This window comes from Paenibacillus amylolyticus (assembly GCF_003719335.1).
In the GTDB taxonomy this organism is placed as follows: domain Bacteria; phylum Bacillota; class Bacilli; order Paenibacillales; family Paenibacillaceae; genus Paenibacillus; species Paenibacillus amylolyticus_D.
On sequence record NZ_RIAS01000017.1, the window covers coordinates 22,113 to 36,013 of the forward strand.

At 44.0% G+C, this 13,901-nt stretch carries 10 protein-coding genes; 8 read left to right on the forward strand and 2 right to left on the reverse strand.

Going from position 1 to position 13,901, the window contains the following annotated elements:
* The first annotated feature begins 95 nt into the window (after positions 1–95).
* The gene (locus tag EC604_RS23990; protein ID WP_123066553.1) at positions 96–680 is read left to right on the forward strand and encodes a hypothetical protein; all 585 of its coding nucleotides are present in this window, start codon (positions 96–98) and stop codon (positions 678–680) included.
* 948 nt (positions 681–1,628) lie between these two features.
* Here EC604_RS23990 and EC604_RS24000 read toward each other — a convergent pair.
* Positions 1,629–3,137 carry an alpha-N-arabinofuranosidase gene (locus EC604_RS24000; protein WP_123066555.1) on the reverse strand — a complete coding sequence of 503 codons (1,509 nt, stop codon included), beginning with the start codon at positions 3,135–3,137 and terminating at the stop codon, positions 1,629–1,631.
* Between the two features lie 257 nt (positions 3,138–3,394).
* On the opposite strand from EC604_RS24000, the gene EC604_RS24005 reads away from it, so the two are divergent.
* The 4 genes from EC604_RS24005 (at position 3,395) to EC604_RS24020 (ending at position 9,088) form a co-directional block, all read left to right on the forward strand.
* Positions 3,395–4,333: an ArsR/SmtB family transcription factor gene (locus EC604_RS24005; RefSeq protein WP_123066652.1), complete on the forward strand. Its 939-nt coding sequence runs from the start codon at positions 3,395–3,397 to the stop codon at positions 4,331–4,333.
* Positions 4,334–4,569: 236 nt separating this feature from the next.
* A complete protein-coding gene (gene licT / locus EC604_RS24010; RefSeq protein WP_123066556.1) occupies positions 4,570–5,418 on the forward strand; it encodes a BglG family transcription antiterminator LicT in 849 nt (282 codons plus the stop codon).
* Positions 5,419–5,575: 157 nt separating this feature from the next.
* Complete coding sequence (locus tag EC604_RS24015) at positions 5,576–7,531, forward strand: beta-glucoside-specific PTS transporter subunit IIABC (protein ID WP_123066557.1); 1,956 nt, start codon at positions 5,576–5,578, stop codon at positions 7,529–7,531.
* A 90-nt stretch (positions 7,532–7,621) separates the two neighbouring features.
* Complete coding sequence (locus EC604_RS24020; RefSeq protein WP_123066558.1) at positions 7,622–9,088, forward strand: glycoside hydrolase family 1 protein; 1,467 nt, start codon at positions 7,622–7,624, stop codon at positions 9,086–9,088.
* Between the two features lie 172 nt (positions 9,089–9,260).
* Here EC604_RS24020 and EC604_RS24025 read toward each other — a convergent pair whose 3' ends face one another.
* Entirely contained in the window at positions 9,261–10,172 is a 912-nt protein-coding gene (locus tag EC604_RS24025; RefSeq protein WP_123066559.1) for an AraC family transcriptional regulator, read from the reverse strand.
* A 316-nt stretch (positions 10,173–10,488) separates the two neighbouring features.
* Here EC604_RS24025 and EC604_RS24030 point away from each other — a divergent pair, with 316 nt between their 5' ends.
* From EC604_RS24030 to EC604_RS24040, 3 genes are all read left to right on the forward strand, one after another.
* Positions 10,489–12,147, forward strand: coding sequence for a family 43 glycosylhydrolase (locus tag EC604_RS24030; RefSeq protein WP_123066560.1), 1,659 nt, complete (start codon positions 10,489–10,491; stop codon positions 12,145–12,147).
* Between the two features lie 21 nt (positions 12,148–12,168).
* Positions 12,169–13,413, forward strand: coding sequence for an MFS transporter (locus EC604_RS24035; protein WP_123066561.1), 1,245 nt, complete (start codon positions 12,169–12,171; stop codon positions 13,411–13,413).
* A 76-nt stretch (positions 13,414–13,489) separates the two neighbouring features.
* Positions 13,490–13,792 (forward strand): ArsR/SmtB family transcription factor, encoded by a 303-nt coding sequence (locus EC604_RS24040; RefSeq protein ID WP_123066653.1) that lies wholly within the window; start codon positions 13,490–13,492, stop codon positions 13,790–13,792.
* Positions 13,793–13,901: the final 109 nt, after the last annotated feature.

The following is a 13,901-nucleotide window of genomic DNA, read 5'->3' on the forward strand; positions in this document are numbered from 1 at the left end:
TTGCTCTTTTCGGCACAGGCATGTGTTATTCGCACAGGCAAGTCGTCCACCCATCGCGTAGACTAAAGCAGATCAAGTCGAGTGAGGTGAATTCCATGGCTAAGACCAATGAAATACACGTTAAGGCAAAACGATTCAAGGATCGTCCGGTCTGCGTGACTCTTCATAATGGTGAGACGTACATCGGGTACATCTCTGGCGTGAGCAACGAGGGTGTAGAACTTACCGGGGGCGGGAAATTAACACAAACTTCAACAACCACAGCAAAAGCAACGGGGACGGCACGGAGTCGTGATCGTCAAATGAAAACCAAACCAACCAAGTCAAACAAGTGCGTATCTTCTTCGAGCCGGAAAAAGGTTCATCGTTCCCGCAAGTCCTCCGTGCGATCCCGGGTAACTTCACGTAGATCTTCGCGCCAAGCTCACGTATCATCCTTTATGCCGATGATGGGCTCTTTATTAGGTGGACTGGGCGGGGCAGGATCATTTGGAGGCATGCTTGGAGGCGGCATGCGTTTGTTCGGCATGATTCAGCGTTTTGTGCCTGTTGTGAAAATGGGCTACGGCATGATCAAACAAATCCAGCCGTTTATGGGAGCTGTGCAAGGGTTGATGTCACCAGCAAGTCAAGCATCGCAGGACGAGGCTGAAGCTGAAGCGGAAACCCAACGGGGGTAACAAGATTGCACAGGTGTAGTGTCGAGAACATGTTGATGTGTAAGAAGAAGAGAAGATAAGTAAGCGCTCCTAAGTCGCTATTATAGCGGCTTTTTTTAGCGTTTAAGTTGTTTGGGATATGATAAAGATTCAATAGGGGGGACTAGCTTCAGTGAATTCATACTTTTCGGGTGGATGGAGCATTATTAAGTATTAGTGATAAATTATTCCAAATATGTGTTATGATATTTTAAGGTGAAATACAATACGTAATCAATTTCTATGATCAAGAGGTGGAAACAGCAATGAAACATAGAAACGTAACAGGTATTGTAGTAGCTATAATCTATTGCATTATTATATATATTTTTTTGACTGATTCCCCACTAGGTGAAGCTCCCAATAATCCCCGCTGGGTATACTTATTGTTACCGCTTGGAGCGATTGCAATAACATCTCTGTTTGATTATGTAATCAAGTTCGATTTCTTTAGGATGAAGAAATGATCCTCAAAGCCTGTTAGATTATCTTTAAAACTCGAATGTACGATAACATGTAGGATAGATTTCTTTAACTCGTAGCAAGTTGCTCTCCGTACTTCATGTGAAGGGGAGTTTTTTTCGAGCCAAAAGCGCTAACGATCACCAGGAAGCTTATTTGAGTAGATATTGAGCTTTGAAAATTCTAACGATCCTGAAAGACCTTATTTTGTTGAAAAAACGTGATTTGGCCTTAAAAACACCCGAATTGTCCGAAATAGCGTCTCCTGTGATCGTTACAGTAAAAAATGAGCTCAAAAGAGTCAAATAAGCTCGCCTGAGATCGTTAGAATATAAGTTACATACTTGGGGCCATTCAAGCGCCTCAATATCCCATTACCATACGTCCGTCAGCAAAGGAAAAAGCCAATACTAATGCTAAGGTTAAAGCCCAGAAGCAGGTATGCTCTGGGCTTTTGATCTTGCGCGATTAAGCTTGTTTTGTTTTCAAACGGATCACGTTCCAGGATGCTTTGTTCAGCACAGCTTGTACTTTACCTTGGTCCACGGTTGTATGTCCGCCGTTGTGAGGCAACACGTTACGTGGATTTTCTTTGGTATTGCTTGCTTTCAGGTCATTGTTTTCCAGGACAATGTGTTCAACAAATGTTGTTTCCCCGAAGGAGCGGAGGTCTACATTCAGTTCCATTGCCTCATCGAGATGTCTGTTCACTGCAAAGATTGTAATGGTGCCATTTTCTTCGTCATGTACACTGATGGATTCGAGATAAGGTACATCCGTGAAGTCTTTGGAATCATACTTAGGTGAAGATGTGATGGAACGCAATACTGTTCCGCGTCCGAAGTTGGAAGCGTGCAGGAACGGGAAGTACGTCGTCTGTAACCAGATTGCGCCGTTATTTTCCGTCATGATTGGTGCGATCGTGTTAATCAACTGCGCAAGACAAGCCATTTTTACACGGTCAGCATGTTTGAGAATGGTGATCAGGTAACAGCCCACTGCCAGCGCATCTTCATGCGTGTACACATCTTCGAACTCTGGAGGAGCAATCTGCCAGCGTTCTTCCATACGGCTTGTACCAATCGATTTCCATACATTCCATTCATCCAAGGAGAGCATCAATTTCTTTTTGCTACGTTTCTTCGCTTGTACAAAATCACAGATCGAAGCCACACTATCAATAAATTGATCCAGATCCAGTGAGGTTGCAAGGAAATCATACGTGTTGTCTTTATTGTTATTGTAATACTGATGCAGAGACAAGTAATCTACATTTTCATAGGTAAGATCAAGCACGGTTGCTTCCCAATCCGCAAATGTCTTCATGTCACGGCTAGAGCTACCACATGCAACGAGTTCGATCTCTGGATCAACCCATTTCATCGCTTTGGCTGTTTCATTGGCAATACGGCCATATTCATATGCGGTCATCGCACCAATCTGCCAAGGACCGTCCATTTCATTACCGAGGCACCATGTTTTGAATTTATGTGGATCTTTATATCCGTGAGAGATACGCAGGTCACTCCAGTATGTGCCGGAAGGGTGGTTGCAATATTCAACCAGATTTCGGGCTGCATCGATACCGCGGGTTCCCAAGTTAACAGCCATCATTACTTCCGTACCTGCCAGCTTGGCCCAATCTGCAAATTCGTTCGTGCCCACAGCATTGGTTTCAATCGTCCACCAAGCCAGCTCAAGTCTACGTTTACGGTCAGCTACTGGACCCACGCCATCTTCCCAGTTGTAACCGGATACGAAATTGCCGCCCGGATAACGAACGATAGGTACGTTAAGCGCTTTAATCGCTTCAATAGCATCCTGACGGAAGCCTTGTGCATCTGCGGTTGGATGACCTGGATCATAAATACCGCCATACACGGCGCGTCCCAGATGTTCTATAAATGAACCGTAAACACGCGGGTCTACTTCAGCAATCTGAAAGTCTTTATCGATCAGCATTTTGGATTTAAGCATAGTGAAAACCTCCATAAGATTAATTTTATAGTGCATGTGATTGATTTTGTATCGTTAGTAATGTCATATGGTGTCACTAATCTATATTGAATTCGCCTAAAAGCAAAATCAATACATTGATTTGTTATCTAATATGTATCATAATGCGGATATACAGAGCAAGTTCATTTTACACAGTTCGCTAAATAGCGAATTCTAAAATGTGAGAAATGAGATGCCAAATGTACAAGCTGAATATGCAAAAGGAAGTGAAGTCGATGATACTTGGAACAGATGCATCTTCATTGCTTGTCTACGAGGCGCTAGCAAGTGAACCTCGTTTAAATATTGTACGTTTGTTGCTAGAGAATAGGGAAATGCATATCAATGCGCTCGCCCAGGAACTTTATCTGAGCAAAGCCATTGTCAGCACACATGTTAGCAAACTGCAGAAGGCAGGCATTGTAGGTAGCCGAATGAAACGAGAGAACGGGGGAACCTACAAATATTGTTTTATCGTAAAAGAGTTCATGACAATTAATTTATCACCTTCAGTGCCTATTGATGCATCGTATTATGAAGTCTCTATACCCGTTGGGCATTATACGGATTACGAAGCATGGCCGACCTGCGGGCTCGCGACGACAACTCAGATGATCGGGCAATACGACACACCCGCTTGTTTTATGGACCCTGATCGGGTTAACGCGGCAATTCTGTGGATGGCACGAGGTTTTCTCGAATATAAGATTCCCAATTATCTTCACAATGATCAGCATCTTCGCGAGATTGAAATTTCACTTGAACTGAGTTCGGAAGCACCGAAAGTCAATGAAAACTGGCCATCCGATATTCGTTTTACTCTGAATGGGAATGACCTGGGTAGTTGGACAAGTCCTGGCGACTTCGGAGATCGAAAGGGCAAGCATACTCCGTTATGGTGGAAACTGGATGTCAACCAGTATGGTGTATTAAAAGTACTCCGCATTAACGAGGAAGGTACGTTTATGGATGGTCAACCAATTTCAGATGTCAAGATCCGGGACTTGGATCTTCGAGCAGCTACCTATTGGACATTAGGGTTAAAACCCGAAGAGAGCGCAGCAGGCCGAGGGGGACTAACTCTATTTGGTAAGGGGTTTGGCAACTATGATCAGGACATTCTGATTCGGTATTATTATGATAATTCCCTAGAAAACAACACTTCAGAAGAATAGAATATGCAATTTGGTATCAACCTATATAAGAGCAGTGCATAAGCCAACTTAAATGAAGCATATACCCATTCCAGCGTTATGGTATTGACAACGATTACATGGCTGGTATAGAATACAGCTAAATAAGGAGTGTCACTGATTCGATCAGGCACCACCACAGTCTGGATATCACAAGTTTATTTTCTTGTGTACCGGCCCATGGTGGTGCTTTTTGCATATATGGGGGTGAAAACATCATGAGGTTCAAGAAATCGTTAAACAACAATATCGCCCTGGCAGAGGATGCTGAAGGTTGTGAAGTCATTGTCATCGGAACGGGGGTAGGCTTCAAAAAAGTAAAGGGACAGCCTATCGAGCAAAGCCAGATTCAGAAAACGTTCCGGATCGGCTCGAATGATAAATATCAGCGAGTTGAACAATTTCTCAGCGATATCCCTCTGCAAGTCATCGATATCACCGATCAAATCATTGAAGAAGGCAGGGAGATGATCGGGAAAAAGCTGAATGATTCTATCCTATTAACGCTTGCGGATCATATCCATTTTGCTCTGGATCGTTTCAAAAAAGGTGTGGACATGCAAAATCCGCTACACTGGGATATTCGCCATCTGTATCCTGCAGAATACCGTGCTGGTGAATTGGCGGTACGCAAGATCAATGAAGCTTTTCTGGTCGCATTGCCTGCGGGTGAAGCCAGCTCCATTGCCCTTCATTTTGTGAATTCGCAATTTGATTCGGGCACCATGAACCAGACGATCAAGATTACACAGATGATCAATGACATTCTTGGGATCATGACCGATCATTTTGGAAGGGCACTGAATCAGGAGTCTGCTGACTTTTCCAGGTTTATCACTCATCTGAGATACTTCATCGTTCGGCAAATGAACCGGGAAGTGCTCTCATTCAAGGATCAGCAGTTTTTATATGATGTATTGTCGGAACGATATCCAGGCAGCTTCCAATGCGCACTCAAAATCAAGGAGACGATGGAACAGCAACGCGGATTTGTAATTACTCCCGATGAGATGGTATACCTCATGATTCACATCGAAAGAGTAACATCCCGTACCGACACCGGTTGACCTCATTACAGCTGTTGGAAGGTATGCCGTCACCAAATTAATTGAATATGGAGTGTTACTGATACGATCAGGCACCACCAAATGTTTTCCGATTCCGCTACAGTAGCGGGGCGGGTTTACATTTGGTTTTTTTTTCGCCAAAAAAGGAGGAAGCAGCATGAATCACCGGGAGTTGTCCAAAGAGATCATCCGATTATCAGGAGGGCAGGAAAATATTACGCAAGCCTGGCATTGTATCACTCGATTGCGATTTAATGTGCGTGAAGAAAAGAAAGTGCAGCTTGAACAGATTCGCGCACTGGATGGTGTTCTTGGAGCACAGTTCCAAAACGATCAGTTCCAGGTTGTGATTGGCAACAAGGTTGCAGCCGTCTATGAAGAGCTGGAGGAGCAGTTGAAACAAGCTGGTGCAACGGAGACAGAAGCAGAACCGCCGCGTTCAAGAGGTCTTAATGCCGTACTGGATACGATCTCGGGAATTTTTACTCCGATTCTTCCAGCCATTGTAGGCACCGGGATGTTGAAGGGGATTCTCGCATTACTTGTTACCCTCGGAGCCATACAAGAGACTAGCGGTGAGTATCAGATTTTGGCGTCCATAGCCAATGCGGCCTTTTATTTCTTGCCTTTCCTGCTCGCTGTATCGTCTGCACGGAAGTTTAAAGTCAATGAATATATCGCCTTGACCCTTGCAGGCACATTGTTATATCCAACTATTTTGAATGCTTACTTGGAAAATCATCTGGAGCCGATTCGTTTTCTATCTCTGCCGGTGTCGATCGTTAATTACACCCAGTCTGTCATTCCTATTATTCTAGGAGTGTGGCTCCTCAGTTATGTACACCGCTGGGTGGATCGCTTCATTCCTGGTCCGGTTAAAGTCATTTTCACCTCAATGATTGTGTTGGTGATTACGGTTCCGATTCTATTAATCGCCATTGGACCACTGGGTAATTACATCGGTATTTATCTGGAAATCGGTACATCCTGGCTCTTTGCTCACTCGGGCCCATTAACAGGAATTGTGCTGGGCGGACTTATGCCAGTGATTGTTATGACAGGTATGCATTATGCGTTTTTCCCGGGAACATTACAGAACTTGAGCAAGCTCGGTTACGACGTGCTGTTACTGCCGCTTAACCTTGTAGCCAATATGAGTCAAGCTGGTGCCGTAATGGCGGTATTCCTCAAGACCAAAAACAAATCGATGAGATCTATTGCTTTATCCAGCGGCATATCTGCTTTTCTGGGCATCACAGAACCTGCAATCTATGGTGTGACGTTGAAGCTGAAAAAGCCGTTCTATGCTTCGATCATCGGTGGAGCAGCCGGCGGTGGATTTATTACAGCGGTAGGGCTGAAATGTTTCGGTTTTGCAGTGCCAGGTCTCTTGTCACTCCCTTTATACATTGGGCCAGATGGTGGCATGGCAAACTTCTGGTACGCGCTCATCGGTGTGGGCATCAGCTTCGTTGTTTCCTTCACAGTGACCTTGTTGCTCAAGTGGGATGAACCAACTACGCAGCAAACTGCTGGGGTAAGTTCCTCCGGGGGAGGAAGTGAAACCGAGTTAACAGAAGCAAAACCAACAGAGTCAACAAATCGGTCTAATCAAGTATCTACACCGTCTGTAACCGTTCGTTCGATTGAGGAAAAGAAAGGTGAAATATTCAGCCCGCTTACTGGTGAACTGGTTTTACTCAAAGAATTGCCTGATCCTACGTTTGCAGAGGAAATGACGGGAAAAGGAATTGCAATTCATCCACAAGAAGGCCGTGTAACGGCACCTTTTGACGGAACGGTCACAATGATCGCGAAAAGCAAACATGCCATCATGCTGACTTCCTTCAGCGGAATCGACATTCTCATTCATGTTGGACTTAACACGGTGTCCCTGAAAGGAAAGTATTTTGAAGAGAAGGTTGTTATCGGACAACGAGTGAACAAGGGAGATTTACTGCTGGAGTTTGATATCGAGAGCATTCAAGCTGCCGGTATTAATCTAATAACTCCTGTCATTGTAGCTAACACGCCAGATTATCTTGATGTAGTACCGGTTCAGGTGAAGGGGGTGATTCCAATGAATGAATTGCTGCTGCTCACCGTTCGTTAAAAGCTTATTACAAAACGAATGAAGGCTTTCTATTTTAACCGAGTTTTAAAATTTAACGTTATATTTACACAAAAAAGGAGAGAAACCATCATGACACAAACAACAAAACACACATTCCCTAAAGGATTCCTATGGGGCGGAGCTACCGCTGCCAATCAGCTGGAGGGCGCATTTGACGCTGACGGCAAAGGACTTTCCACATCTGACATGGCACCTTATGTTCCCCATGAAGAGCGAAATGGTAAAGATTTTACCTTTGACGTAAACTCCGTTGAACTGGAACAATATTTGAGCGGCAACACCGATGTGTATTTCCCGAAACGCAACGGCGTAGATTTCTACCACCGATACAAAGAAGATATCGCCTTGTTTGCAGAGATGGGCTTCAAAGTATTCCGCCTTTCCATCGCTTGGCCACGAATCTTCCCGACAGGAGAAGAAGCCGTTCCTAACGAAGCAGGACTTGCTTTCTATGATAAAGTGTTCGACGAATTGTTGAAATACGGCATTGAGCCGCTTGTAACGATCTCTCATTACGAGATGCCGATTGAGTTAACCCGCAAATACAACGGCTGGGAAAGCCGCGAGATGATTGATCTCTACTTGAAATTTGCCAACACATTGTTTGACCGTTACAAAGATAAAGTGAAATACTGGATCACATTCAATGAGATGAATATGATGCTGACCAGCTTGTATACAGGCGGCGGTATTTTGGAAGATAAAATCAAAGGCACAGCGGAACAGGTAGCCTATCAAGCAACCCACCATCAGTTTGTAGCAAGTGCGCTGGCCGTAAAAAGTGGTAAAGAGAAAATGCCAAATGCCCAAATCGGCTGCATGATCTGCCGATTGGAAACCTACGCTGCATCCAGCAAGCCGGAAGATGTGCTGCAAACCATGAAAGAGGATCAGATGAACCTGTTCTATCCGGAAGTACAGGCGCGTGGAGAGTACCCGTCCTACATGCAGAGATACTTTGAAGAACAAGGCATTGAACTGGTGAAAGAGCCTGAGGATGATGCGATTATCCGCGACAATACGGTGGACTTTATTGCTTTCAGTTATTACATGACGTATATCGGAAAATACGATCCGAACGACAACAGCAACTCCGGTATGCTGGTAAGTCAGATCAAAAACCCGCATCTGAAAGCCACCGAGTGGGGATGGCCAATCGATCCAATCGGTCTTCGCATCGCGCTGAACCGGTTGTATGATCGCTATCGTATGCCGCTCTTTATCGTAGAGAACGGACTCGGCGCTACGGACACGCTCGAAGAGGACGGATCTGTACATGATCCTTATCGTATTGATTACCTGCGAAGCCACATCGAGCAGATGAAAGAGGCCGTAGCTGACGGTGTAGAACTGATGGGATTCACCAGCTGGGGACCGATTGATATCATCAGCTGTTCCACGTCCGAGATGGGTAAACGTTATGGTTTTATCTATGTTGATCAAGACAACGCAGGTCATGGTTCCCTGGATAGAACCCGTAAAGATTCATTCTACTGGTACAAACAAGTGATTGAGTCTAATGGAGAGATTCTTTAAACGTTCGAAATTTGGAATTTATACTCCTTAACCTACTAAACGAATAGATACGAATTGATTAGTATATCGTCATGCAACGCAGAAGAAGGAGGGCCTATACAGGCCGCTCCTTTTTTGTTATCTGAGTATGAAGCCGTAATCATAGATACACCAATTTAAGAAAGCAAGTTTATTACGCTTTGGATTTTAATTTACGGAATTCCGTGGGGCTGAGCTGCGTCCATTTTTTAAACTGCCTGCTGAAATGGGACAGATTTTTGTACCCCAAACGCAGGGCTATCTCAGTCAAGGATATCTCAGGCTGTTGCAGCAGCATCTTGGCTTCTTGCAGCTTCAGATCGGACAGATACTTTCGCGGAGACATATGGTAGATTTTTTGAAATATCTCCAATCCATAGTTAGGACTGATTCCTAACGATGCGATGATCGGTTGAATATGAACCGTATCATCCTCGTCTGCGTCACCGTTTTTTTCGCGCACTTGTTGTCTGAAATGACTTTTGATGGCCTCAGCAATTTCACGGGCATGTTTGGCCGTGGTCATCGACTGATTCGCATGCGTTTCTGTGTTCACAGGTTGTAAGTCGATTAAGATCCCCAACAATTCAAACAGAACGATTTGTGCTCTCAATTTAGCTTTGGATACCGTCATATCCGGATCGTCAAAAAGATCAATCCATTGCTGAATACAAGCTCTTAGCCGGCTATAAGACGGATTGGAAGGGGTATACACCCAGTCACAATTCTTCATGATTTTCATACGCAACGCAGGCTCATCTACATCGAAATGTGCACAGAAATAGGTCATTGACGAAGCTGAAAAGTTCGTGTTTGTGTGTTCAAAGCCAGGAGGGATGAGAAGAATATCCTCACAATGTACCTCATAAGACTCGCTCTCCAGTTTTGTTTCCTGCACTCCATCCAGCACAATTAAAATTTCAAAAGCATGGTGAAATTCTTTTGTCGTAGCCCATCCGGAACGAACCGTCTGTTTGTGAGCACCGAAAAAACGTATATTCCAATCAATCCGTGGAAGAAGGTCTGTTCTGTCACCCACCATATAATCCTGATTATTCATTTCCATTTAATTGAATCCACCTTTGATAAGGGTAAATTAATCTGTACTGACACCATCGAATTGATCGATTTATTGAGCTTATACTATGTATCAAGTGATGAGAAACCGCTTTCCTGACAGGGATTGCTCTTTATTGAACGAATGCCTCTGTTATTATAGCCAAAGCCGTGATCGTGATCAATGAACATATATTTTGAGACTTCAAGCAGAGAAATGGGTAAACTCACATGCCAGGAAAAAGAAAGCGCTTCTTTGTAATCGCTCCAGTTAGAGCAAGCTTACTAAGAATAATCACAATTTTACATCTGAAAGGAGAATGAATATGAACCGTATTATCAATCCAGTCATACCGGGCATGGCTCCTGATCCATCCATTATTCGTGTGGATGAAATGTATTATATCGCAACCTCTACTTTTCATTGGAATCCTGGAATTCAACTGTTTCAGTCCCGTGATCTGGCGAATTGGGAGCAAATCGGATCAGCTTTGAACAAAGGTGAGATCAATCTGCGCGGAACCAATACACCGGCTGGTATCTGGGCTCCGCATCTGTCTTACGATGCTGCCAGTCAAAAATATTGGTTAACCTTTTCCCATATGGTCAATATGGCTGGGCGAGAATTTAACGCTGACTCTTATATCATGTGGGCAGAAGATATTAGAGGTCCTTGGTCAGAACCGGTTTATCTCACTTCCATTGGATTTGATCCTGCTCTATATCACGATGATGACGGTAAACATTATGTTGCCATTCTGGAATGGGAGACTCGCACGGGGTACCAGGCTCCGGGGCATATTGTCATTGCCGAGTTGGATATGGATACTGGAAAAATCATCGGTGCATGGCACCGGGTAACGAAAGGTTTCACGACACGAGGGTGTGCAGAAGCACCACAACTATACAAACGCAATGGATACTATTACTTGCTTTTGGCAGCTGGTGGAACAGGTTATGCGCATGGTGTCGAGATTGGACGCTCGAAACATGTCTTTGGTCCTTACGAGCCGCATCCATCTGGAGAGCCAATCATTACTTCTTCACCGCAGCATTTATTTTCACTCGGTGATCCGGATGCAGGACATTTTGAGATGTATAATCCGAACTCTATCATGCAAAAAGCAGGTCACGGATCATTAGTGGAAACGCATACCGGCGAGTGGTATATCGCACATTTAATGTCGCGCCCATTGGGGGATAAACTTCTCAATCCGCTAGGGCGAGAGACTTCCATTCAGAAGATGCAGTGGACAGAGGATGGATGGCTGCAGATGAAAGACGGCTCCAATGTGGCGAAAATGGAAACCGAAGGCATGGCAGGTTTATTGGGTGCAGGCTCGGTGTCTCATGATGTGTTCGACGACTTTGATCAGCAAAAGCCAAGACTACATTTTATGACACCTTATCGTGAGCAGCAAGAGGAATGGGTGAATACAACGGAACGTCCAGGTTATTTGCGGATACACGGACAAAATTCCTTGTTTTCACAAGTCAATCCATCCATAATGGCGACACGAGCTACATCTTTCAAGTATGAGTTGAAGACGCATGTGCAGTTTCATGCAGATCACTATTCCGAAACGGCTGGCATGGGACTTTATTATGATTCAAATAACTGGTTATACGTGCATCTGACATATTCCGAAAGGGCTGAGAGAATGATCCTCACGGTACTTCAGGCTAAACTTGGGGAGCGTATGGAGTATGTCCATCATCAGGTGCCTGTGCCTGAACAACAGGCAGATCTTAAACTGGTTTACAATGAAGGTTTTGCAGACATTTCATATCGTTTTGAAGAGCAGATGGAGTGGCAAGTACTGCTGAAGGCAATCGATGTATCGTATTTGTCGGATGAAGGCGTTAATGGTGAGCCGGGTGAAATTGGTGGCTTTACAGGATTATTTAATTTTATTGGCTCTGTGGATGCCCACCAGCATGATTCATTTGCAGATTTTAAATATTATTGCGTTAAAAATGAATAGCATCTAGAGAGGAAGTAGGACATGAATACCCGAACAATCCCGCTAAAACGTTTGATTCCAGGTTTAATCATTGGACCAGCCACTTGGCTGGGACCATACATTGCGATGTCTAGTTTATTTTTGCCGGCTCTGATCCAGCATCTGGATGCGGCGAATAAAATTAATATTTTAGCCCTTTTCTCAGCGCTCGGCATGATTGTAGCCGCTGTATCCAACATGGCAGCCGGTTATTTGTCAGATCGTACAAGATCGCGTTTTGGAAAGAGAACCCCTTGGCTCGTTGCTGGATCGTTTGTATTTATGTTAGCCATGATCTTTGCCTCCATGAGTCCGAACGTGCCGATGTTACTCCTTAGCTGGATGATTGGCCAAGTGGCATTAAACTTCATTGTAGCACCGATGGTTGCCTGGATTGATCTGGCTCCAGAAGGTGGAAAAGGCTCTGCGTCATCAGCCTACGGTGGCCTGGGTATGGCTCTGGGCAATAACGGATTCACCATTCTGGCCGCTTTCTTTTTGGGTCAATTCAGATTGGGCTTTATCATTTTTGGTATCATCACATTTGTGGGTACACTTATTGCAGCATTAATTGCCCGTGAGCCATCCAATCTGCATGAAACAACGGACAGAGAGGATTCATCGACTCGCCAGAAACTGTCCCTGAAAGAGGCGATGGCCGTTTTTCCAAAATGGTCTGTTGGCCGAGACTATTACTTGGCTCTCATCGGTAAGTTATCCCAAGGGATCGGAAACTTTGCCATTACAGGGTATCTTCTCTTTATCATGACAGACTTTCTTCAGAAGGATAACACATCCACACAGCAGTCCATACAGTTGATCAATATTATTATGTTGATTTTCGGAATACTGATGGGATTTATTGCAGGACCGCTATCGGACAAGTTTAATGTATTAAAGTATCCTGTCGGGCTGTCTACCATATCTTTGGGTGTTGGTGCACTGAGTTTGTACTTTTTGCAAAATGATACAGGAATAATTATCTATGCCTTTTTAGCTGGCTTAGGAATGGGAATATGGAACTCCCTGGACAATTTGTTGAACCTCAACGTTATTCCTGACAAAAACCGTGTTGGTTTATTTCTGGGTATCTATAATCTAGGTAATACGTTGACACAGGCCATTGCGCCAGTAATCGCAGCTTTTTTGATCTCACAGATCGGATTCTCGTCCATCTTTATGCTGTCATTTGTTCTGTCTATCTTTGGAGGAATCTGTATTCTGATGATCAAGTCAGTATCCAGATAAGTCTTGAAGTCTAAGAAAAAAAATCAATAAACCATTTTAAATTGACATATCGCAAAAGATCGATATAATAATGATTATGAATCCAATTGACATTTTAAAAGCTGTCTCGAATGAATCCAGGTTTCAGATCTTACAATGGCTCAAAGAACCTTACGAGCATTTCAAACCCCATGAAGGAGTGGATATGAACGAAATAGGGGTGTGTGTAAGTCAAATAACCGACAAGCTTAACATGACACAGTCAACGGCTTCCCAGTATCTTACGATATTGCAGCGGGCAGGGCTGATCACAACAAAACGGATAGGCAAATTTACGTATTATCAGAGAGACGAGGAAGCGATAGCTGAATTTACTCGTTATATGATGAGTGATATGTAAGTTGCAGCTGAGTTCTTACCAAGAATTCAGTTTTTTTTCAGCCCATTATATCGACAATTCTTAATATGTCATTCTGTGATTATGTATATCTACAATTTCAGATATATCA